The following is a 22,491-nucleotide window of genomic DNA, read 5'->3' as shown; positions in this document are numbered from 1 at the left end:
ACCGGAACCCTTCTTAAATAATCGCTTCGATCACAAAGGAGATGCCAATGTCAATGACCCAAAAAAACAGCGTCATAACCACAACAGTACCAAGTACGATCAATGTGTAGTTGGTCAGCTCTTTACGATTAGGCCAGCGAACTTTTTTAAGTTCAGCCCAGCTTTCTGAGAAAAAGGAAATCAGAGATTTGAAACTTCGTTTCACGCCGACACCTCCAAAAACTATCTGGTTTCGCGATGAGAAGTCTGCTCGTTACAAAACTTGCAAAATTTCTTCATCTCCATGCGGTCGGGGTGATTACGCTTGTTTTTTGTCGTAGTGTAATTTCTTTGTTTGCAGTTAGTACAAGCCAAAGTAATAATTACCCGCATGATGTACACCTCCCGAAGACTTCCACATTTAAGCAGAGTCTCTAAATTGATCCTGAAAAAAAGCCATAAATTTAGGCCTACCTAAAACACTTTATCACAAGGGTATAACCATGTCAATGAAAGAATAGCCTCTCATTCATTGGGTATTACTTCCGTACAACGTACATTCGTTTCTCATCTCTGTTTTTCTCTTCTCCTGCATGGACCGAGCGATTACTAGTATAAACATTCTTAGATTTTATAAACTTGAGACACTAAAAAAAGACTCAAACACCGAGCCTTTTCCGTCAATGACAACATGTGTTTAATTATCTCGAACTTCCAGGTACTTTTCAAGTTTGCGCTTGACGCGCTGAAGTGCATTATCAATGGACTTCACATGTCTGTCCAAATCTACTGCAATCTCTTGATAAGATCTCCCGTCCAGATACAACATCAATACTTTACGTTCCAGATCACTCAGAATCTCGGACATTTTATCTTCCAGGCCCACAAACTCTTCCTGATTAATGATAAGTTCTTCCGGATCACTGACCTGGGTTCCACAAATCACATCGAGTAACGTACGATCAGACTCTTCGTCATAAATAGGCTTGTCCAGAGATACATAAGAATTAAGCGGAATATGCTTCTGACGTGTTGCTGTCTTAATCGCCGTGATGATCTGTCTTGTAATACACAGTTCGGCAAAAGCCTTGAACGAAGCCAGCTTGTCCCCTTTGAAATCTCGAATGGATTTGTAGAGGCCAATCATTCCTTCTTGAATAATATCTTCCCGGTCTGCCCCAATCAGAAAATAAGATCTTGCCTTGGCGCGTACAAAGTTACGATATTTGTTAATCAAAAACTCTAACGCTTCGCTTTCGCCTTCACGGAAAGCTTCGACAATGTCTTCGTCACTTTGGTAATCATACTTAGATAACATGATATCTTTGAGGTCGACACTCACAGACAATCCCTCCGGCTGCAACGCAAGGTACCCCGTTACTCTACTCTATGAAATATAGGATCAGTATATATGATGGTACCTCACACCGTCAACCACGCTCTGCCTAAAAAAGAACATCAATAACATAAATGTCAAGAGTTTCAATATTCTAAATTTTGTAAAAACGTGCTGTTATTCCCGGCGCCATCGCTCAAACTCTTTTAATACATCGGGACTTAACTTACCCCCGATTGTGTTACGCGTGGTCTTCGCCTGATCTTCTTCCAGTCGTTTTTTTAATTCTTTTTCGTTCTGCTCAACTTCAATTAGCAACTCCCTTGCAGATACGCGTAGCGCTCCCTGTCCAAAAATGACATGTTGCTCTACCATATCGCTCGTAGCCACATAGATTTGGCGTCTTCGCATGCTTAGTTCCCGAACGAGTCTCTCAATGCATTCGTCTGCCGTCTCTTTTTCCTTTGTAAAATAGATCTGCACTTTGCTCTGAGTAAAGGATTTACCGAGTCCAGGCACGAGGTAGGCGTCAAACACAACAATGACTCGACGGCCGGAGAAAGCCTGGTAGTCTGCAAGACGAAAGAGAAGCCTGTTGCGCGCCTCTTCCAGCCCACTTTCCGCCAGTTTGGTTAATTCCGGCCAGTCGCCAATCATGTTGTACCCGTCTACAAGAAGCACATCACGGGAATCAGCCATACCTTCTATTCCTGCGCTTGACGCGAACGGAGCACTTCGTACATGACAACCCCGGCTGCCACGGAAGCATTCAGAGAATTAATCTGACCTTGCATTGGTAGTTTGATCAGCACATCGCATTTCTCACGAATAAGTCGTCCCATTCCCTTGTTCTCATTTCCGATTACCAATGCCACAGGGCCAGTAAAGACTCCATTACCAAAGACACCTTCGTGAGCCGTGACATCTGTCCCTACAACCCATACACCTTCCTCTTTGAGGCGATCGATGGTCTGACCAAGATTACTTACCCGAGCCACTGGCACGTACTCCACAGCGCCTGCTGATGTTTTGGATACTGTCACGGTTACCGCTGCAGAGCGACGTTTGGGTACAATGACGCCATGCGCACCCGTGCAATCTGCTGTCCGCAAAATTGACCCCAGGTTATGAGGATCCTCGATCTCATCCAGCAGAATCAGGAAAGGATGCTCATTCTTCGCTTTTGCTGCGGCAAGAATGTCTTCTACCTCCACATAAGCGTAAGGTGCCGCTTGAGCAACTACCCCCTGATGCTGAATGCCTGGTACCGTTTGATCCAGCTTACGCTTGTCCACGTGTTGAATGACAATACCTAGTTTTTTAGCTTCCGAGATAATAGGTTGAGTCAGATGTTTCTGTGCTGTATCGGCAATCCATATTTTATTAATGGTCCGGCCTGAACGCAGCGCCTCCGTCACGGAGTGTTTACCGGCGATCCATTCTTCTTCCATCGTTGTTCGATCCTCTCTGTAATGCATTGTTTTGTTGAAATTTCTATTTTTTTGTCGGCGATGGCGATTGTTGTTCCGCGTGCTCAATGCCAAGCCCGATCAGTTCAATCATGCGATCATGATGACCACTGCTATAGAGGTAACCAATGAGACATTCAAAAGCCGTGGCATGTCTGTACTCCAACACATCTGCATTTTTGGGTACACTACCCGACTTGGCATTCCGCCCTTGCCGGACGATATCCCGTTCTTCCTCTGTCAGTTCATCCTCAATCGTTGTAAGTATGCGGCTCTGTGCCTTCGCTGATACCAACCCGGTTGCACTACGGTGCAAATGATTGGGACGCATGTTGGCCTTCGACAACAGATATTGACGAACAGCTACCTCATATACCGCATCACCAATATAGGCCAGTGCAATAGGTGGAATCAACCTCGCAGGTCTGGAAGGAGGATATGGGAACCATCCTCCCTCTGTGACCTGCTCCTGTTGTTTTGGTGTATTTGGATGTCCTTCGCTCATTTGCGCCGCCATCTCATGCCCTGCGCCGTATCTTCAAGCAGAATGCCACGTGCAGACAATTCATCGCGAATTTCATCCGCTCTTGCCCAGTTTTTGGACTTGCGCGCTTCTACACGCTCTTCAATCAGACGTTCTACTTCCTCATCCAGAAGTTCTGGCTCTGCGTCAGTATAAATGCGCAGTACAGCATTCAATTCACTGAACAACTCGAGGAGCGCGCGAATGTCTGCCGCATTAACTACTTCTTGCTGCAACAGTTGGTTGGCTTCCCCTGCCCACTCAAACATAGCAGTAATTGCATCAGGAGTATTGAAATCATCCTGCATCTTCTCGTGATACTGCTGACGAATTTGGTCGAGTCTTGCCGCAAACTCTGCTGTGATATCCTGATCAACAGTTACTGCATTCAGACGATGGTTCAGGTTACCTACCGCATTCGCAATCCGGTCCACACTGTTCTGTGCCTGCTCCATCGTATCATCCGTGAAGTTCAAGGGGTTGCGATAGTGGGTAGACAACATGAAATAACGAATCGCTTCGCGTTTATATTGATTCCGCAAGTCTTTAACAAGAACACCATTACCGAGTGATTTTGACATCTTCTCGTTATCAATCCGGATGAATCCATTATGCATCCAGTAGTTCGCAAGTGGTTTACCTGTTAATACCTCGGATTGGGCGCATTCGCACTCATGGTGCGGGAACTGCAAATCCTGTCCACCCCCGTGAATGTCCAGTGTATCCCCAAGGTACTCCCTAGCCATGGCGGAGCACTCAATATGCCAGCCTGGTCGACCATCCCCCCAAGGACTGGACCAATAGATCTCACCTGGTTTGGCAGCCTTCCAGAGCACAAAATCTTCGGGATGCTCTTTGCGCTCGTCCACACCCACACGGATTCCAAATTGCAGCTCCTGCAGGTTTTGTTTCGAAAGTTTGCCATATTCGCTGAATTTGCCTGTACGATAATAGACGTCACCGCCATTTTCATACGCAAAACCTTTTTCAACGAGCTCACGGATAAAATCAATGATCAGCGGCATGTTTTCCGTTACTCTCGGATTGCTGCTTGCCTTGGGAATACCCAATCCCTCAATGTCTTCATAATAGGCAGCAATAAATTTCTCAGCCACGTGAGGAACGTCTGTTCCAAGTTGTTCTGCTTTGCGAATCAGCTTATCGTCCACATCCGTGAAGTTCACCACATAGTTCACATCATGTCCTGTCTGTTCCAGGTATCCACGAACCGTGTCGAAAAAGATAACCGGGCGTGCATTCCCGATATGAATGTAGTCATATACCGTTGGTCCGCAGACATACATTTTCACTTTCCCTGGCTCTTGGGGAACAAATTTCTCTTTGGTACGACTCATCGTATTATAAATCTGAAGCGTCATGGTCACTTATCCTTTCATCCTATACTGCCTTTATTTATTGTATCACGTATCACGTACAGTCTCATTTTCACGGGCATTCTGCAGTGTACGTACTTCTTTCTGCAATCGTTCGAGTTCTTTTTGCATACCGCGCAAGGAGTCAACGACCGGATCGGGCAATTGCTGACTGAGGCGATCTACCCGTCGGCCATCCTGTTTAACAATTCTGCCCGGTATACCTACCACGGTACTATTGGAAGGGACCTCCTTAAGCACAACGGAGTTCGCACCAATGTTACATTGATCCCCCACGCTAAATGAACCCAGCACCTTGGCTCCGGATGAGATAACCACATTATTACCAATGGTCGGATGTCTCTTTCCTTTTTCTTTCCCTGTTCCGCCCAGGGTAACCCCCTGATAGATAACGACATCATCGCCAATCTCACATGTTTCTCCAATAACGACGCCCATTCCGTGGTCAATAAACAACCGATTTCCGATCGTAGCTCCAGGATGTATCTCAATTCCTGTCATAAAACGGCTAACCTGCGAAATGAACCGGGCAACCGAGAACCATCTTCGCTTGTATAAAAAATGAGCGATCCGGTGTGCCCATATCGCATGCAGCCCTGAGTAGGTGAATACCACCTCAAACCAACCTCGGGCCGCCGGATCGTTTTCAAACACCGCCTGGATATCTGATCTGATCTTCTTGAACATGCTCGTTCCCCTCTTGTTCAGGTTCCCGTCCTCCGGCTTACCGGACGGCGCGTTCCTTGGTAGTGTACTGCACACTCGCCTAAACAAAAAAACGCCCCTGCAGCATTTAGCTGCAGAGGCGTTTATCGCGGTCCCACTCTGCTCGGTTCATTCTTAAATAGAATAAGCCCTCAAGCGGTTTGGTAACGGAAACCAATCGTCACAACCTATCCTAACGTTTTCCCATGTCATGATCGACAAAGGCGGGGCTGGATTCGGCTGTGCAGCTCACGGGCGCATTTCGACTGATGGACAGTGGATGGTTCACAGCCACCGCAACTAAAGAAATCTCTCTTTGCTGCGGGACCATCCTCTCTGAATCTGTCCGTGTCAGTCTACTCCTCCCGATCTTTGCTGTTCTATTAGATAAATCATATCAATTATTCGTTGTGTTGTTATTATAGCGAAAAGGCCTCAGACTGACAACAGCCTCCTACGTAATCCATCCATCGTAGGACTGTGTTCAGATTCCAAAAAACGGAATGTCCTCGACTAAGATTATTTTACTTGTGCAAGCAAACGTTCGATCACCGTATCACGACCCAGAAGCACGATCGTTTGGTTCAGATCCCGTCCATGCGTCTGTCCAGTCAAGGCTACACGAATTGGCATAAAGAGCTGTTTGCCCTTAAAGCCGGTTTCTTTCTGTACTTCCTTGATCAATGCAGCCATTTTGCTTGGAGTAAACTCTTCGCTCGCCTGTACTTTATCCGCAAATGCCTTCAGTACGGTTGGCACCTGCTCCTCAGCAAGCACTGCTTCTGCTTCACTTTCAAGCTCCAGATTGGAACGGAAGAATACTTCCGACAATTCGACAATATCGGAGGCAGAATTCATCTGCTCCTGGTACAGGTGTACCAGAGTATAAGCCCATTCTTTTTGTTCAGCAGACAGCTCGGAAGAAATACGTCCAGCCTTTTGCAGATGCGGAATGGCCATTTCGGCAATACGTTCCGGGTCAGCATGTTTGATATAGTGGTTGTTCAAGTGCGCCAGCTTGTGGGTATCAAATACCGCAGGGCTCTTGGACAGACGTTTCGTATCAAAAATGGAGATCAGCTGCTCTTGCGAGAAGATCTCTTCTTCCCCTTCCGGCGACCAACCGAGTAAGGAAATGAAGTTAAACATCGCTTCAGGCAAATAGCCGAGCTGATCATACTGCTCAATAAACTGAATAACGGACTCATCCCGTTTACTCAGCTTCTTGTGATTTTCATTCACGATCAGCGTCATATGACCGAATTGCGGTGGCTCCCAGCCAAGCGCTTCATAGATCATCAGTTGACGCGGCGTGTTCGAGATGTGATCTTCCCCACGCAGGACGTGGGAGATCTTCATCAAGTGATCATCCACAGCAACGGCATAGTTGTATGTGGGAATGCCGTCTTTTTTCACAATGACGAAGTCGCCGGATTCCTTGCTGTTGAACGAGATTGTGCCTTTAACCATATCATCAAACGTATATGTGCGCTCTTCCGGCACACGGAAACGAATACTCGCTACGCGGCCTTCCGCTTCAAACGCACTAATTTGCTCTGGAGTCAGGTCACGGTGTTTGCCAGAATAACGCGGTGTTTCTCCACGTGCGGACTGTTCCTCGCGCTCTTGCTCCAATTCTTCTTCCGTGCAGAAGCAACGGTAAGCCAGACCTTTATCCAGCAATTCCTGCGTATATTTACGATAGAGGTCCAGACGTTCCGTTTGACGGTATGGTCCGTATTCTCCGCCCACGTCAATACTTTCGTCCCACTCAATTCCCAGCCATTTCAGGTATTTCAATTGGCTTTCTTCACCACCGGCAATATTCCGTTTCACATCTGTATCTTCAATACGAATAATGAATTTACCGTTATTATGTTTGGCATATAAATAATTAAATAACGCCGTACGGGCATTCCCGATATGCAGGTGTCCCGTTGGGCTCGGCGCGTAACGCACACGAATATCCGTGCTCATATGATCCCCTCCGTCACGAATTGATTGATGATATTACACACGTACAAGGCAAACAACGGATTGAGCGGCAATGCCCTCTCCCCGTCCTGGGAATCCAAGTTGCTCTGTCGTTGTTGCTTTCACGTTCACCTGTGTCACATCCGCTTCCAGTGCTTTGGCAATAACCTCAGCCATCTGTGGGATGTAAGGAGCCATCTTTGGCTTCTGGGCAATAATCGTTGAATCGATATTCCCTAGCTTATACCCACGATCCTTCACAAGCTGCCATACATGCTCCAGCAATTTCAGGCTGTCGGCATCTTTGAATTCCGGATCGGTATCCGGGAAGTGCTTGCCAATATCCCCAAGTGCCAGCGCACCCAAAATGGCATCACTAATCGCGTGCAACAGCACGTCTGCGTCCGAGTGACCCAGCAGTCCTTTTTCATAAGGAATCGTTACTCCGCCAATAATACACGGGCGTCCCTCTACCAGCTGATGTACATCAAATCCCTGTCCTACACGTATCATCGCTTCTTCTCTCCCCCCAGCAAAAACGCAGCATATTGCAAATCTTCCGGCGTTGTTAATTTGATATTGGTATAATTGCCTTCCACAACCTTGACCGACATTCCTTGACGTTCAGCCAGCATGGCATCATCTGTCCCCAGAAATCCGTCCTGCTCGGCTGATTCGTGGGCGGAGAGCAGGGAAGAAAGACGAAAAGCCTGCGGGGTTTGAATGCTCCACAGACTGCTGCGGTCTGGCGTCGCCGTAACGACTCCTTCCGCATTCACTTGTTTGATCGTATCCTTCACGGGAACGGCCAGTACGGCTGCTCCACCACCGGACACGGCGGCCGCCATGCATCCCTTGATCTGCTCATGGTTCACAAAAGGACGTACCCCGTCGTGAACGAGAACCCAATCCGTCCCAAGTGCCTCAAGGCCTTTATGGACAGAATGTTGTCTCTCTTTCCCTCCGGGGATAACACGGACACGTGAATCCAGTTGGTATTCTTTTACCCAATCCTGGCAGCGTTCAACATCTGCGGCTCCTGTGACCAGCACCATCTCGCGGATCTCGTCCAGCGCAGCAAATACCTCAAGCGTATGTATGAAAACGGGCTTGTCCTGCAGCAACAGAAACTGTTTGCTCTCGGTCGTCCCCATCCGGGTTCCGCGACCTGCTGCCACAATGACAACGCCCCACCCTTTATCCATGCCGCAATCCCTGCCTTGTCTGTCAGTTTATCGTCCAAAGATATACAATATCATTCAACGATACACTACCCATCATACCGCTTTATTGGGCTTTTTCCAACAGTTTCGGCTTGGCAAAAATCATTCGTCCCGCTGAAGTCTGCAACACACTGGTCACCAGCACTTCCATCATCATGCCGATATACTCGCGTCCGCCTTCCACAACGATCATTGTGCCATCATCCAGATAGGCTACACCTTGACCATGCTCCTTGCCATCCTTGATGATCTGCACCATGATCTCCTCACCTGGCAGAACGACTGGCTTAACCGCATTGGCGAGATCATTAATGTTCAACACAGATACACCCTGAAGTTCACAGACCTTATTGAGATTGAAGTCGTTGGTAACGACCTTGCCTTGAAGTACTTTTGCCAATTTCACGAGCTTGCTGTCCACCTCGGAGATTTCCTCAAAATCCCCCTCGTAGATCAGGACTTTAACATCGAGTTCCTTCTGGATTTTGTTTAAAATGTCCAGTCCACGCCGTCCTCTGTTTCGCTTGAGCAGATCCGATGAATCGGCAATATGCTGTAACTCCTCCAGAACAAATTCCGGAATTACGATCGTACCTTCAATAAATCCGGTTTTGCATATATCAGCGATACGCCCATCGATAATAACACTGGTATCCAGAATTTTATGTTCTTCCATCCGTCTATCCTCGTCCACCTCGGGATGACCCCATCGTCCAGACATCCAGAAGGCCCCCAGATCGTCTTTCTTCGCCATGGCAAGGGTATAACCGGAATAAGCACTAATCACCGTCAGCGCCACTTGCAGCACTTCTCCTGCCGTCCCCATCCATCCCACAACAGGGTAGATCAGCAAGGCCACCAGCAACCCAGCAACGGTACCTGTGGCACCTGCAGCCAATTCGTTCATAGGTACTTTTGCCAATGAATCGATTCTACTATGCAGCCTGTCAGCCATCAATGTTCCACCAATATTACATACAGCCATAAACATTACAGCTCCCAGCAGCGTCGATATACCAGCTCCCAGTAATCCTGCTGACTGAATCCACTCCGCCATCCATGGGACCGATTTTCCTGCCAGATGATATGCCGTGTAGCCGAACCATGCACCGCACAATCCTGTAAAAGTTAAAATGCCTTTTTTCCACATTAGTCCCTGCACCTCCTTCAATGTATCTCGATCTTTATATCCAGTATGATCCAATTCTTGAATTGCTAATCCCATCTGGAAGAACTTTTTGGAAATGTTGCAATCGTCAGTTGAAAGTAGGTAAATTATTGGCATATAATGAATTCAATTCATATCCCGAGGTGAGTGGCAAAATGAGTACGCTAAGTTTACAGGCTTTCCAGGATCAAGTTTCTGAACTGTTGTTGCGTCACCGCAGCCTGATTGATGTACTGTCCAAAACGGGACAAGCCGGAGCGTCTGTTAACCGTGCCGTGTCCAAAGCCATTACCGAATGCGGCTGCATCGAGCTGCACGCCACCAAGCAGAAATATGCCCCGGAGAGCGATATCGCTCAAACCAAGGGCCTGCTGGAAACGCATGTGGAAGGTGAGTTGTGTGAGAACTGCAGAGAGGTCATCAGCTCTGAGCTAGGGCGGAACCTGTTCTACATGTCGGCTCTCTGCAATCTGCTGGACATTAACATGGAAGAGGTCGTAAATCACGAATCACAGAAGTGTTCAACGTTAGGGATGTTTAATCTGTCGTAAGAAGATATGTATGTCGTCCGTAAGGATTTCTTTTACCGTAAATAGATCTGAATAAACAAAAAGCACGCATTCTCCAGTTCAGGAGAGTACGTGCTTTCTTTGTGTAGTGTCTGTCCCCAAGGCGACTTAACGATCGGAAGGACGGGAAGATTTCTCATCCTTGCGCTTTTTCGCCCGACTACGCGAGGCGGCTGTTCGCACATTATGCTTCATTCCATACAAGGCGTATAACACCAGCGGAATAAAGATCAATTTGGATAACTGCTCCGGGAAAATAACGGCTACGGCTATGGCAAATAACACAACCCATGGTGCAATCCAGATTGCCTTGCGTGGCAAACCGACCTTTTTGAAATTGGGATACTTAAGCGAACTCACCATCAGATACGATAACAGCAACGTAGCAATCATCATGCTAACCGGGCCAATATCCTTATTGAACAAGGACAGTGTAGCCAGCACCCCACCGGCTGCGGGAATCGGCAGACCTGTGAAGTACCCGGGAATTCCCGGACGAACATTAAACCGAGCCAAACGAATGGCTCCACAGATCGGAAAAGCCGCTGTTGCAATCCAGGCGAGGATCGGCATCGAATCTTGAAACGACACCATAAATATGATCAGGGCTGGTGCTGCACCAAAGGAAACCATGTCAGACAAGGAATCAAGTTCCTTGCCGAATTCACTTTGGGCATTAAGTGCACGTGCCACTCGGCCATCCAGACCATCCAGCAACATCGCTACTATGACCATAATGGCAGCCAAACTGTAATTTCCATCAATCGCAAGCAAAATTGCCATCATTCCAAGAAACAGATTACCCAGGGTAAAGAGATTCGGAATGAATCTGGTTAGCATCGTTGTTTCACCTCATCCATTTCAAGCCTTTATATAGGCAAACCCTTACATCTGTCTGTCGATAAACATCTGCTCCTGCAAACGCTTGAGGCCTTCCTTAATGGTCCGAGCACGAACTTCACCAATACCGTCCACTTCGTCCAGTTCTTCAATTGTAGCCATAATAACATGAGGCAATTGTTCGAATTGATCCACCAGATTATGGATAATGACATTGGGCAGGCGGGGGATCTTATTTAATACCCGGAATCCGCGAGGTGCAACCGAATCCTCAGAAGTAGCCGCTGATGAAGGATAGCCGAGAAGACGGACAATATGATGTGCATCCAGCAACTCATCGTCCGACAATCTTTTCAGTCCCACGGTAATTTCACGGATTTTGTCATCACTGTCGTCACGAGCATAGTCCTTATACAATAACCAGGCTTCTTCTTCCGTTGTACCCACGAGTTCTTCCATTTGCATGGAAATGAGTCGTCCCTCATTCCCGAGTTCATGAATGTATCGTTTGATTTCCGTTGTGATCCGCATAACCATTTCGGTACGCTGAATCACATTAACCACTTCAGGAATCGTCACCAGTTCCTCAAATTCAGAGGCACTCAGATTCGTAAGGGACTGTGTTAATACCGCTTTGTATTTCTCCAGGGTTTGAATCGCTTGATTCGCTTTGGTCAAAATAACCCCGATTTCCTTGAGGGAATAACGAAGTGTTCCCTGATACAAAGTAATGATATTCCGGCGCTGTGATATGGATACGACCAATTTACCCGTTTGCTTCGCTACGCGCTCTGCCGTCCGGTGACGAATCCCCGTCTCTGATGAAGAGATAGATGAATCCGGGATTAACTGGGTATTGGCGTAAAGAATACGCTTCAAATCCTCGCTAAGAATAATGGCTCCATCCATCTTGGCGAGTTCATACAGATAGTTCGGGGAGAAATCACAGTTAATTGAGAATCCCCCATCCACTACTTCCATTACTTCAGGGCTGTATCCTACAACAAGCAGTGCGCCCGTCTTGGCGCGCAGCACATTTTCCAGACCTTCGCGGAAAGGTGTACCTGGTGCGATCAGCCTTAACAATTCATTCATATTATCCAGTTGGCTCATATCTTTCATCTTGTTATGCCCCCTAATCTAAAGCAACCGCTAGTGCATCTGCCACGGTATTCACACCGATCAGTTGTATCCCGCGAGGATGTTTCCAGCCCTTTAAGCTTTTTTCTGGTAAAATAACTCGTTTGAAGCCCAGTTTCGCAGCTTCTTTCACTCGTTGTTCGGCCCGTGATACGGCTCGAACCTCACCCGTCAGACCGATCTCGCCAAATATGACATCATCTGGCTTGGTCGGTACATCTCTCAAACTGGATGCAATGCAGACCGCAACCGCCAAATCTACAGCGGGCTCATCCAGCCTTACACCCCCGGCCACATTCAGATATGCATCCTGGGTCTGCAAAAACATCCCCATTCGCTTCTCCAACACAGCAATAATCAGGTTTAACCGATGAAGGTCAATTCCTGTTGCCATACGACGAGGTGAAGGGAAATGTGTGGTTGAGATCAATGCCTGCAACTCCACCAGCATCGGACGAGTGCCCTCCATACTGGCAACCACCGTAGAACCCGCTACACCCAGTGGACGTTCCGATAAAAAGAGTTCGGACGGATTGCCCACCTCACGAAGTCCATCCTCGCCCATTTCAAAAATGCCAATCTCATTGGTGGAACCAAAACGGTTCTTCACCGCACGCAGCAGGCGATACGTATGATGCCGTTCTCCTTCAAAATAAAGCACGCAATCCACCATATGTTCTAACATACGTGGACCGGCAATGGCACCTTCTTTGGTAACATGCCCCACAAGAACCGTTGCAATGCCTCTGCCTTTGGCAATCCGCATGAACCTTGACGTACATTCCCTTACCTGTGCAACACTACCAGGCGCACTGGTAACTTCGGGAAGATATACCGTCTGAATGGAGTCGATGACAAGAAAATGCGGCTGGATCTGATCCACCGCTTCCTCTACACGTTCCATATTGGTTTCACACAGTACATACAACTCGGCAGAGAGTGCCCCGAGACGGTCTGCCCGCAATTTGGTTTGCTTGACTGATTCCTCACCGGAAACATATAACACACGCAAACCCGAATGCGTTAAAGCATGAGACGTCTGCAACATCAACGTTGATTTACCGATACCCGGATCTCCGCCCACCAGAACGAGTGAACCCGGAACGATTCCGCCACCCAATACCCGGTTCAACTCTCCGATTCCAGTCTGTACACGCGGTTCCTGACCGCTATCTATATCTATGATAGGAAGCGGTTTATCTTTACTGTCAAACAGAGGAGAATTTCTCCCTTGTGTTTTGACCACCGTCTCTGTTTCTTCCACCATTGAATTCCATGACTGACAACCCGGACACTTACCGTACCACTTGGGGGCTTCATAGCCGCATTCCGTACATTGAAACTTGGTTTTAACTTTGGCCACTTCAGCACTCCTATAATTTAGTTTTATAACAGCATTTTGCATTATTCGACGAATTTCACCCAAACTCCCTGACGTGCAGGGTTACTAAAAGTTTACCATTGTTTGAGATTTTTCGTAAAGGATTATCGCAAACTTTACACATGTTCCTGACATAATCATGTCCGTCTTCTGTCCAAAGTGCAAAAAATCCTCCCCGGCCGAAGCCGAGAAGGATTTGATTAAGGAATAATACAAGCTGAAGTTTAACTCCTAAGCTTGCTGTATATTATTTGGTTTCGATTTCCTCATTGGACGGAACGACCACGTCTTTTTTCGTTACAGACAGTGCACCGTTCTCCTCGTCAATGAGCAATGAATCCCCTTTGGTTACGTTACCCGTGAGCAACTCTTCGGACAATTTGTCCTCGATGTGCTTCTGGATCGCCCGACGAAGCGGACGCGCACCGTAAGCTGGATCAAAGCCTGACTTCGCAAGGAAAGACTTAGCATTATCAGTGAGTTCGAAATCGACCTCATGTTCGAGCAGTCGTTTACGAAGTTCTTCACTCATAAGCGTAACAATTTCAGCGATGTGTTTTTCATCGAGTGAATGGAACACGATAATTTCATCAATCCGGTTAAGGAACTCTGGACGGAAGCTTTTCTTCAGCTCATCCATCACTTTCCCCTTCATGTTGTCATAATCTGCTCCTGCATCTACAACTGCAGTGAAGCCCAGTGTAGAGTTACGTTTGATCGCTTCGGCACCCACGTTGGATGTTAGAATGATCAGCGTATTGCGGAAGTCAACGACGCGACCTTTGGAATCCGTCAGTCGACCATCCTCAAGCACTTGTAACAAGATATTGAATACTTCTGGATGTGCTTTCTCGATTTCATCGAGCAGGACTACGGAATATGGTTTGCGACGAACTTTCTCTGTCAGCTGGCCACCTTCTTCGTACCCAACATATCCTGGAGGCGCTCCGACAAGTCGGGAAGTCGAGTGCTTCTCACCATACTCGGACATATCAATCCGGATTACTGCATTTTCATCGCCGAACATCGCTTCAGCCAGAGCACGAGCAAGTTCTGTTTTACCTACCCCTGTAGGGCCGAGGAAAATGAATGAACCCATCGGACGTTTGGGATCTTTAAGTCCCGCACGAGCACGACGAACCGCACGGCTGACAGACTTCACTGCCTCATCCTGACCGATGACACGTTCATGTAGAATAGACTCCAGATTCATCAGACGCTGTGTCTCTTCTTCTTTCAGTTGGTTCACAGGAATTCCTGTCCAGCTGGCTACCACTTGTGCGATATCCTCAGGAGTAACCTCGGAATCGGTGCGACCTTGTTTCTCTTTCCACTGGTTCTTCGTTACATCCAGCTCTTCACGAATTTTTTGTTCCGTATCACGCAGAGCTGCTGCTTTTTCGAACTCCTGACTTTGAACTGCAGCGTCTTTTTCCTTGCGGATATCTTCCAGACGGCTTTCCAGTTGTTTCAGGTTCGGTGGGATCGTGTAAGAGTTCAATCTTACTTTGGAGCCCGCTTCATCAATCAGGTCAATCGCTTTGTCTGGCAGGAAACGGTCCGTGATGTAACGGTCAGACAGTTTAACCGCCTGCACAATTGCTTCGTCCGTAATTTTCACGCGGTGATGCGCCTCATAACGGTCACGCAAGCCATGCAAGATTTGAATCGCTTCTTCCGGAGAAGGCTGATCTACAGTAATCGGTTGGAAACGACGCTCAAGCGCTGCATCCTTCTCGATGTATTTGCGATATTCATCCAGTGTTGTCGCACCGATACATTGCAATTCTCCACGGGCCAGAGCCGGTTTCAAAATGTTAGAAGCATCGATGGCGCCTTCAGCTCCGCCTGCACCAATCAGGGTATGCAATTCATCGATAAACAGGACAATGTTACCTGCTTGGCGAATCTCATCCATGATTTTTTTCAGACGATCTTCAAACTCACCACGATATTTGGTTCCAGCGACTACTGAACCCATATCCAGGGTCATTACACGTTTGTCGCGTAATGTTTCCGGAATCTCATTTGCTATGATTTTTTGTGCAAGTCCTTCAGCAATCGCTGTTTTACCTACACCTGGCTCACCGATCAACACCGGGTTGTTCTTGGTACGACGGCTGAGCACCTGGATGACACGTTCAATTTCTTTGCTACGTCCAATGACTGGGTCAAGGTTGTTCTCTTTGGCATACGCCGTTAGATCACGCGCCAGACTGTCCAGCGTTGGTGTGCTGACATTGGCAGGTGTTCCATTATGACTGGATACAGCTTCACTGCTGCCAAGCAATTGCAGCACTTGTTGACGTGCTTTGTTCAGGCTGATACCCAAGTTATTGAGCACACGTGCTGCAACACCCTCGCCTTCACGAATCAATCCGAGTAGAATATGCTCTGTGCCTACATAGGTGTGGCCCAATTTACGAGCTTCATCCATAGACAGTTCAATTACTTTTTTCGCACGTGGCGTATATGCAATGTTGGTAGGTTGCTCTTGGCCACGGCCAATCAGCGTTTCTACTTCATCCTGAATTTTTTCCAATCCGAGTCCCAGGCCGATCAGTGCTTTGGCTGCGATGCCTTCGCCTTCACGAATGAGGCCGAGCAAAATATGCTCAGTACCGATGTTATTATGACCGAGACGGACAGCTTCTTCCTGCGCGAGTGCGAGCACCTTTTGGGCCCGTTCCGTAAATCTTCCAAACATCATATCTCCTGCACCTCCATGGTTTTGGATAAAACGAGGGTCATGTAACGAAATAACCGTCGTATTCTTCATATCATTTTTGTTTGCAGCCGTGCTGCGAATAAAGTCATTCGGCATTTGTACATGCCTTATTATATAAAAGCCGCAATGCGGCATGAAACCATAATTCAATACAATATCAGGCTAAGCTAGGACTGCTTCGCTGCATTGATCGTATCACGAATCAACTGAGCACGGTAGATGTCACGCTCATCTGTGCGCATATCTTCCCCGAATGTTTTCTGCAAAAATCCCGGCTGTGTCATCACATTTAACTCATTCATTACCGTGATGGACAGTCCATCCAACAAACCGAGATCCACGCCAAGGCGTACATCCGATAAGCGCTGTGCAGCTTCCTTGGAATCGACAATAGCTGCATGAGACAATATGCCATAAGAACGCATGACCCGATCCGTAATCCGAAGTCTGGAGTCGGTCATTAACCGTTCTCTCGCTGTACGTTCATGACCAATCATCTGTAACACAACACCATGCAGGTTCTCGATGACTTCCTGCTCGGTCTGTCCCAGTGTTATCTGGTTCGAGATCTGGAACAGGTTACCCATCGCCTCACTGCCTTCACCGTATATCCCTCTTACCGTCAATCCCACTTGGGAAACTGCGGTTAGAATACGGCCTATCTGTTGTGTCATCACCAGGGCAGGCAAGTGCATCATAACCGATGCTCTAACACCTGTACCTACATTGGTAGGACAGCTGGTTAAGTATCCTCTGCGATCATCAAAAGCATAATCCACATGCGCTTCAAAAGCATCATCTATTGCGGAAGCTTTCTCCCAAGCTTCTTTCACCTGGAACCCCGGATAGAGGCACTGGATACGAAGATGATCCTCTTCGTTAATCATAATACTGACAGACTCATCCTCACTGAGAATAACCGCACCATTCCTGGATTCATTCGCAAGACTTGGACTGATGAGATGTTTCTCCACCAGCACCCGTTTGTCGAGTTCGTCAATATCGATCAGATCCAACGTATGAAAATCCCCAAAGGCATGAACGTCATCGTATTGAAGTACTTCGCTCAGCTTATTCAGCACCTCTTCCGATTGCTCATTGGAAGCCAGCATCGGAAACGGAACATGCTGAAGGTTGCGTGCAATCCGGACACGGCTGCTAATGACGATTTCGGAATCAGCCGCATCACTGCGCATCCAGTCGCTGAGCGCCTTCTCTGTAAAGCGCAGATTAGGCATTACGCATCCCTCCTACTCATGACAAACTTTACTCCTGAGCTATTCCTTTTTCAAGTCCTCTGATCTGGTCACGGATCTGAGCAGCCTCTTCAAATTCCTCTTGCGCGATGCTCTCCTGGAGCTCACGCTTCAGATCAGCGATTTGCCGTTTCACCTTGATGCGACCACCAGCTCGTGCAGGCACTTTGCCTACATGGGACGTATTACCATGAACCCGCTTGAACAAAGGATCCAGACGGCTGTCAAAATATTTATAACATGAACTGCAGCCGAACCGGCCTATCTTACTAAATTGTGTGTACGTCATACCACACTCTTCACATTGAAGTGCTTTTGCAGGTGGTGTTCCTGCCGATCCACTTTTGCCGGCTGGATCAAAATCAAGCAAGCCGGACAACAAGTTGTGAATGGAAAACCCACCTGCTGTTCCAGGGATCATTTCCCCTTTTTCACGGGCGCATGACTCACAAATATGGAATTCCGTCTTCTCTCCATTCACGATCTTCGTAAAATGAAGTGTAGCCGGACGTTTAGTGCATTCTTGGCACAGCATATTGATGTACCTCCTTTGACCCCGATAGTTTTCATTTACCGAGCAAAGATATTAACATCGCCTTCAACATTCTGGCACGAATTTGATCCCGGTAAGGAAGTTTGACCAATATAACCTCTCTAGATACAGCAGCTCGCATCAACCCGGCTTCCCGCTTGCTCAAGAAGCGCGCTTCTTCCAATTGATAGATCAGACCTTCGGCAGCTGTCTGCCCGATCTCATCACCAATACTATGGTGCAAATGATTATGCAGAGCTGATTGGGCCGGTAATTCAATGCGCTTTATGCGAACATAACCACCACCGCCGCGTTTACTCTCTACGAGGTATCCCTTCTCGAGGGTAAAGCGTGTGCCGATGACATAATTGATCTGGGAAGGTACACATGAAAAATGATCTGCCAGATCATTACGCTGAATTTCAACCATTCCTTCGGGACTTTCATGCAAAATACTCTTCAGATATCGTTCGATAATATCAGAGATATTACGCATCCAATCATCCTCCACTGTCTGAAACGTTAAGTCAATAAGGACCCACACGCCCCCACAGAGTACACCTTCTTCACCCATTTAACCAATCAGGGAAACAACGAATCTTGCTTCCACAGGGCGTCAACAGGAAAGCGAAGGAAGCACGAAGGTCCTTTAATATTCCCTTGATCCTACGATGAGATGAATGCTGTTTAAAGGCTCTCATCCATCAGATTGCAGAAAGAAAGCTACTTAAGTATTAAACCTTTAGTTGACTTTGACTTTCTTTGACTTTATAACCATTATAGCATATTTTGTGGTTTTGCCAAGTGGGGTCACTATTCATTTTTTACGATTTTACACGAAATATTCCCCAGACACAAAAAAACCTCTCCAAAATTGCTGGAGAAGTCCATTTGTCTTTCAATCACGCCGTATTTCTATATAAGCTAATCAAGTTAAATGGAGCATGGGAATGGCAATCAAAAGAAATCGAGCAAGTAGGTTTCCCGTTCAGGAATCGCTTGTTCCAAAGCCTTGATTGCTGTGTTCGGTCCGTGAATTCTTCCGATTCGTGCCATTTCCGTTGGTCTGCGATATCCCATCAGCACGGCGGTAAGGGATTGAATATCCACCTTAATGGTCTGATCATCAGTAATTGGCTCCGATGTTTTCCATATGGACGCCGTTCCGTTCATTGCCACGTTTAATTGCCATACCCCTTCATTCCATGGAGCGTGGGCATCTTCTACCTGAAGAACAATCTGCACCGGTGAGTCCTGGCTTGCAAAGGGATACTGGGATATAAACTGCTCCACACTAACGATACGCGCCATAAAATAAGGTACAATCTCCTGCTGAATCCGTGGGTTATCCAATTGGAAGGCAAGCGTATCACTGGCAGGCGCCTGCAACGTAACTTCCTGGATCATGGAATCATGATTGGCAATGAAGGTCCACAGCCCTTGCCTAGCCTCTTCATTCAGATAGATGATCTCTTTAATGGTAAAGTTATTTTCCTTAACCTCATATAAAAGATAACCTTGTGCTGCATCAGCTTCATCGTAATATACAGCCTTCTGGCTGGTCCCATTAACAAGAACTGAATTCTCCCACCTTGCATCATCCCGAACCAGAGTTCCGTTATAACGCTCAGCATAAGCACTGTATACTTCCTTTAATATGCTAAGGCCTGGATCCCCACGCCGAATCGTTCCAGGTGTCGCTTTTTTCGAAGGCAAATGAGCTGTAGGTACTTTATAACGTTTAAATTCAACATAAGTTTCCCATCCATACTTCCGATAGAAACCAAAAGAGAATGGATGCAAGAATGATATACTCTGTTTGTTACGATTCATTTTTTCCAACGCATGCTTCAGCAGACCCGCTACCCAGCCTTTGCGTCTATACTCTGGCCAGGTGGCTACACCAGCAATACCGCCCATCTCGAACGATCTGCCATGAATATAGGTTTGAAAAGGAATGATGTGAAGTTTGGCTCCTAGCTGCCCGTCCTCATATACACCCCATATATCCTGTGATGAAAATTGACTCCGCCGCTTTTCTTTTTGTTCTTCACTCATTACTACTTGAAAAGCATATTCGGAGAGTGCCATCGCCGGTTCAAAATCATCTACTGTCAATTTCTGAATTTCCATGTTGTCCTACACCCCATTCGCTAGAGTTATTATCAATCCAAATCATGGCCTGATATCTGATATATGTACCCCTTTTGAGTGTGTCAGAGGATTCTTACAAAGTCAAATAAGAGATGCTTTCGCATCCCCTTAAATAAACAAATAAAAACCACCACCGAATAACATCGGCAGTGGTTCTTCGCTTGGCGGCGTCCTACTCTCCCAGGACCCTGCGGTCCAAGTACCATCGGCGCTAGAGGGCTTAACGGTCGTGTTCGGGATGGGTACGTGTGGAACCCCTCCGCCATCGCCACCAAACGCGATTTGTCGAAGCATAGCTTCTTAAAATCAGATATGGAACTGAAAATCATACACACGTTCTGTGATGTACCAATTTTCATTTCAGAGATCATTCTCTGAAAACTAGATTCGAAACGAAACATGCAAATTACAACTTGCTATTGGATAAGCCCTCGACCGATTAGTACTGGTCAGCTCCATGCATTGCTGCACTTCCACCCCCAGCCTATCTACCTCGTCGTCTTCAAGGGGTCTTACATACTGGGAAATCTCATCTTGAGGGGGGCTTCACGCTTAGATGCTTTCAGCGTTTATCCCTTCCGTACATAGCTACCCAGCGGTGCTCCTGGCGGAACAACTGGTACACCAGCGGTACGTCCATCCCGGTCCTCTCGTACTAAGGACAGCTCCTCTCAAATTTCCTACGCCCACGACAGATAGGGACCGAACTGTCTCACGACGTTCTGAACCCAGCTCGCGTACCGCTTTAATGGGCGAACAGCCCAACCCTTGGGACCTACTTCAGCCCCAGGATGCGATGAGCCGACATCGAGGTGCCAAACCTCCCCGTCGATGTGGACTCTTGGGGGAGATAAGCCTGTTATCCCCAGGGTAGCTTTTATCCGTTGAGCGATGGCCCTTCCATGCGGTACCACCGGATCACTAAGCCCGACTTTCGTCCCTGCTCGACTTGTAGGTCTCGCAGTCAAGCTCCCTTATGCCTTTGCACTCTTCGAATGATTTCCAACCATTCTGAGGGAACCTTTGGGCGCCTCCGTTACTCTTTAGGAGGCGACCGCCCCAGTCAAACTGCCCACCTGACACTGTCCCCGCACCGGATTACGGTACCAGGTTAGAACCTAGATACGATCAGGGTGGTATCCCAACGTTGCCTCCACAGCAAGCTGGCGCTCATGTCTCTTAGGCTCCCACCTATCCTGTACAGATCGTACCCAAATTCAATATCAAGCTGCAGTAAAGCTCCATGGGGTCTTTCCGTCTTGTCGCGGGTAACCTGCATCTTCACAGGTATTAAAATTTCACCGGATCTCTCGTTGAGACAGCGCCCAAGTCGTTACGCCATTCGTGCGGGTCAGAATTTACCTGACAAGGAATTTCGCTACCTTAGGACCGTTATAGTTACGGCCGCCGTTTACTGGGGCTTCGGTTCACAGCTTCGGATTGCTCCTAACCACTCCCCTTAACCTTCCAGCACCGGGCAGGCGTCAGCCCGTATACTTCGCCTTACGGCTTCGCACAGACCTGTGTTTTTGCTAAACAGTCGCTTGGGCCTTTTCACTGCGGCCCCCTCGTGCTATTCACACTACCGGGGCACCCCTTCTCCCGAAGTTACGGGGTCATTTTGCCGAGTTCCTTAACGAGAGTTCTTCCGCGCGCCTTAGAATACTCTTCTCGCCTACCTGTGTCGGTTTGCGGTACGGGCACCTTCACCTGGCTAGAGGCTTTTCTTGGCAGTGTGAGATCATGACCTTCGCTACTACAATTTTCGCTCCCCATCACAGCTCAGCCTTACAATGTGCGGATTTGCCTACACATCAGCCTTACTGCTTAGACGGACATCCATCAGTCCGCGTCACTACCCTACTGCGTCCCCCCATTGCTCATAACGGCTTACGGTGGTACAGGAATTTCGACCTGTTGTCCTTCGACTACGCCTTTCGGCCTCGCCTTAGGTCCCGACTTACCCTGAGCGGACGAGCCTTCCTCAGGAACCCTTAGGCTTTCGGCGGATCAGATTCTCACTGATCTTTTCGTTACTCATACCGGCATTCTCACTTGTATAATGTCCAGCGCTCCTTACGGTACACCTTCAACCCTTATACAACGCTCCCCTACCCCTG

Annotated in this window: 21 protein-coding genes and 2 rRNA genes; 1 reads left to right on the top strand and 22 read right to left on the bottom strand. The window is 47.6% G+C overall.

Going from position 1 to position 22,491, the window contains the following annotated elements:
• Nucleotides 1-13 precede the first annotated feature (13 nt).
• From secE to D829_RS0127045, 12 genes are all read right to left on the bottom strand, one after another.
• Nucleotides 14-205 carry a preprotein translocase subunit SecE gene (gene secE, locus D829_RS0127095; RefSeq protein ID WP_017692060.1) on the bottom strand — a complete coding sequence of 64 codons (192 nt, stop codon included), beginning with the start codon at nt 203-205 and terminating at the stop codon, nt 14-16.
• 17 nt (nt 206-222) lie between these two features.
• The gene (gene rpmG / locus D829_RS33130; RefSeq protein ID WP_072735843.1) at nt 223-372 is read right to left on the bottom strand and encodes a 50S ribosomal protein L33; all 150 of its coding nucleotides are present in this window, start codon (nt 370-372) and stop codon (nt 223-225) included.
• A gap of 304 nt (nt 373-676) precedes the next feature.
• Nucleotides 677-1,321: an RNA polymerase sporulation sigma factor SigH gene (sigH, locus tag D829_RS0127090; RefSeq protein ID WP_017692059.1), complete on the bottom strand. Its 645-nt coding sequence runs from the start codon at nt 1,319-1,321 to the stop codon at nt 677-679.
• 171 nt (nt 1,322-1,492) lie between these two features.
• Entirely contained in the window at nt 1,493-2,014 is a 522-nt protein-coding gene (locus tag D829_RS0127085; protein WP_017692058.1) for an NYN domain-containing protein, read from the bottom strand.
• 5 nt (nt 2,015-2,019) lie between these two features.
• Entirely contained in the window at nt 2,020-2,766 is a 747-nt protein-coding gene (rlmB, locus tag D829_RS0127080) for a 23S rRNA (guanosine(2251)-2'-O)-methyltransferase RlmB (protein WP_017692057.1), read from the bottom strand.
• 43 nt (nt 2,767-2,809) lie between these two features.
• Entirely contained in the window at nt 2,810-3,289 is a 480-nt protein-coding gene (locus D829_RS32015; protein WP_017692056.1) for a ribonuclease III domain-containing protein, read from the bottom strand.
• Nucleotides 3,286-4,686 carry a cysteine--tRNA ligase gene (gene cysS, locus D829_RS0127070; protein WP_017692055.1) on the bottom strand — a complete coding sequence of 467 codons (1,401 nt, stop codon included), beginning with the start codon at nt 4,684-4,686 and terminating at the stop codon, nt 3,286-3,288. The genes D829_RS32015 and cysS overlap by 4 nt, the downstream gene beginning before the upstream one ends.
• Before the next feature lie 42 nt (nt 4,687-4,728).
• On the bottom strand, nt 4,729-5,388 hold the full coding sequence (gene cysE, locus D829_RS0127065) for a serine O-acetyltransferase (RefSeq protein WP_017692054.1): 660 nt from the start codon (nt 5,386-5,388) through the stop codon (nt 4,729-4,731).
• A gap of 537 nt (nt 5,389-5,925) precedes the next feature.
• Nucleotides 5,926-7,383, bottom strand: coding sequence for a glutamate--tRNA ligase (gene gltX / locus D829_RS0127060; RefSeq protein ID WP_017692053.1), 1,458 nt, complete (start codon nt 7,381-7,383; stop codon nt 5,926-5,928).
• 33 nt (nt 7,384-7,416) lie between these two features.
• Nucleotides 7,417-7,893, bottom strand: a complete 477-nt coding sequence (gene ispF, locus D829_RS0127055) for a 2-C-methyl-D-erythritol 2,4-cyclodiphosphate synthase (RefSeq protein ID WP_017692052.1) — start codon at nt 7,891-7,893, stop codon at nt 7,417-7,419.
• Entirely contained in the window at nt 7,890-8,585 is a 696-nt protein-coding gene (gene ispD, locus D829_RS0127050; protein WP_017692051.1) for a 2-C-methyl-D-erythritol 4-phosphate cytidylyltransferase, read from the bottom strand. Before ispD ends, ispF begins: the two co-directional genes overlap by 4 nt.
• An 82-nt stretch (nt 8,586-8,667) precedes the next feature.
• On the bottom strand, nt 8,668-9,753 hold the full coding sequence (locus D829_RS0127045) for a PIN/TRAM domain-containing protein (RefSeq protein WP_017692050.1): 1,086 nt from the start codon (nt 9,751-9,753) through the stop codon (nt 8,668-8,670).
• Between the two features lie 173 nt (nt 9,754-9,926).
• Between D829_RS0127045 and D829_RS0127040 the strand changes: the two genes are divergently transcribed.
• Nucleotides 9,927-10,322, top strand: a complete 396-nt coding sequence (locus tag D829_RS0127040; RefSeq protein ID WP_017692049.1) for a hypothetical protein — start codon at nt 9,927-9,929, stop codon at nt 10,320-10,322.
• Nucleotides 10,323-10,448: 126 nt separating this feature from the next.
• Here the strand turns inward: D829_RS0127040 and pssA are convergent, their stop codons facing one another.
• From pssA to D829_RS0126985, 10 genes are all read right to left on the bottom strand, one after another.
• Nucleotides 10,449-11,180, bottom strand: a complete 732-nt coding sequence (gene pssA, locus D829_RS0127035) for a CDP-diacylglycerol--serine O-phosphatidyltransferase (RefSeq protein ID WP_017692048.1) — start codon at nt 11,178-11,180, stop codon at nt 10,449-10,451.
• Between the two features lie 45 nt (nt 11,181-11,225).
• Nucleotides 11,226-12,302, bottom strand: coding sequence for a DNA integrity scanning diadenylate cyclase DisA (gene disA / locus D829_RS0127030; RefSeq protein WP_017692047.1), 1,077 nt, complete (start codon nt 12,300-12,302; stop codon nt 11,226-11,228).
• A 13-nt stretch (nt 12,303-12,315) separates the two neighbouring features.
• On the bottom strand, nt 12,316-13,683 hold the full coding sequence (gene radA / locus D829_RS0127025) for a DNA repair protein RadA (RefSeq protein ID WP_017692046.1): 1,368 nt from the start codon (nt 13,681-13,683) through the stop codon (nt 12,316-12,318).
• 265 nt (nt 13,684-13,948) lie between these two features.
• A complete protein-coding gene (locus D829_RS0127015; protein ID WP_026081448.1) occupies nt 13,949-16,411 on the bottom strand; it encodes an ATP-dependent Clp protease ATP-binding subunit in 2,463 nt (820 codons plus the stop codon).
• A gap of 185 nt (nt 16,412-16,596) precedes the next feature.
• The gene (locus D829_RS0127010; protein WP_017692043.1) at nt 16,597-17,667 is read right to left on the bottom strand and encodes a protein arginine kinase; all 1,071 of its coding nucleotides are present in this window, start codon (nt 17,665-17,667) and stop codon (nt 16,597-16,599) included.
• A 28-nt stretch (nt 17,668-17,695) separates the two neighbouring features.
• Nucleotides 17,696-18,220 carry a UvrB/UvrC motif-containing protein gene (locus tag D829_RS0127005; protein WP_017692042.1) on the bottom strand — a complete coding sequence of 175 codons (525 nt, stop codon included), beginning with the start codon at nt 18,218-18,220 and terminating at the stop codon, nt 17,696-17,698.
• Between the two features lie 31 nt (nt 18,221-18,251).
• Nucleotides 18,252-18,713, bottom strand: a complete 462-nt coding sequence (locus D829_RS0127000) for a CtsR family transcriptional regulator (protein WP_017692041.1) — start codon at nt 18,711-18,713, stop codon at nt 18,252-18,254.
• 461 nt (nt 18,714-19,174) lie between these two features.
• On the bottom strand, nt 19,175-20,350 hold the full coding sequence (locus D829_RS0126995) for a GNAT family N-acetyltransferase (RefSeq protein WP_017692040.1): 1,176 nt from the start codon (nt 20,348-20,350) through the stop codon (nt 19,175-19,177).
• Between the two features lie 180 nt (nt 20,351-20,530).
• Nucleotides 20,531-20,647 (bottom strand): 5S ribosomal RNA (rrf, locus tag D829_RS0126990).
• A gap of 143 nt (nt 20,648-20,790) precedes the next feature.
• Nucleotides 20,791-22,491: ribosomal RNA gene (locus tag D829_RS0126985) — 23S ribosomal RNA — on the bottom strand; the annotation flags it as partial.

It is taken from the genome of Paenibacillus sp. PAMC 26794 (genome assembly GCF_000316035.1).
Lineage (GTDB): Bacteria > Bacillota > Bacilli > Paenibacillales > Paenibacillaceae > Paenibacillus.
Note: the sequence above shows the minus strand (reverse complement) of the source record. Positions and strands in the feature narration are given on the sequence as shown.

Coding starts and splice junctions, on each gene's coding strand:
- D829_RS0127005 (WP_017692042.1), bottom strand. CDS start 18,220: ATGCTGTGCCAAGAATGCACTAAACGTCCGGCTACACTTCATTTTACG.
- cysE (WP_017692054.1), bottom strand. CDS start 5,388: ATGTTCAAGAAGATCAGATCAGATATCCAGGCGGTGTTTGAAAACGAT.
- ispD (WP_017692051.1), bottom strand. CDS start 8,585: ATGGATAAAGGGTGGGGCGTTGTCATTGTGGCAGCAGGTCGCGGAACC.
- D829_RS0127015 (WP_026081448.1), bottom strand. CDS start 16,411: ATGATGTTTGGAAGATTTACGGAACGGGCCCAAAAGGTGCTCGCACTC.
- disA (WP_017692047.1), bottom strand. CDS start 12,302: ATGAAAGATATGAGCCAACTGGATAATATGAATGAATTGTTAAGGCTG.
- D829_RS0127045 (WP_017692050.1), bottom strand. CDS start 9,753: ATGTGGAAAAAAGGCATTTTAACTTTTACAGGATTGTGCGGTGCATGG.
- D829_RS0127010 (WP_017692043.1), bottom strand. CDS start 17,667: ATGCCTAATCTGCGCTTTACAGAGAAGGCGCTCAGCGACTGGATGCGC.
- pssA (WP_017692048.1), bottom strand. CDS start 11,180: ATGCTAACCAGATTCATTCCGAATCTCTTTACCCTGGGTAATCTGTTT.
- D829_RS0127085 (WP_017692058.1), bottom strand. CDS start 2,014: ATGGCTGATTCCCGTGATGTGCTTCTTGTAGACGGGTACAACATGATT.
- ispF (WP_017692052.1), bottom strand. CDS start 7,893: ATGATACGTGTAGGACAGGGATTTGATGTACATCAGCTGGTAGAGGGA.
- gltX (WP_017692053.1), bottom strand. CDS start 7,383: ATGAGCACGGATATTCGTGTGCGTTACGCGCCGAGCCCAACGGGACAC.
- D829_RS0126995 (WP_017692040.1), bottom strand. CDS start 20,350: ATGGAAATTCAGAAATTGACAGTAGATGATTTTGAACCGGCGATGGCA.
- D829_RS0127000 (WP_017692041.1), bottom strand. CDS start 18,713: ATGCGTAATATCTCTGATATTATCGAACGATATCTGAAGAGTATTTTG.
- D829_RS0127040 (WP_017692049.1), top strand. CDS start 9,927: ATGAGTACGCTAAGTTTACAGGCTTTCCAGGATCAAGTTTCTGAACTG.
- rpmG (WP_072735843.1), bottom strand. CDS start 372: ATGCGGGTAATTATTACTTTGGCTTGTACTAACTGCAAACAAAGAAAT.
- rlmB (WP_017692057.1), bottom strand. CDS start 2,766: ATGGAAGAAGAATGGATCGCCGGTAAACACTCCGTGACGGAGGCGCTG.
- cysS (WP_017692055.1), bottom strand. CDS start 4,686: ATGACGCTTCAGATTTATAATACGATGAGTCGTACCAAAGAGAAATTT.
- D829_RS32015 (WP_017692056.1), bottom strand. CDS start 3,289: ATGAGCGAAGGACATCCAAATACACCAAAACAACAGGAGCAGGTCACA.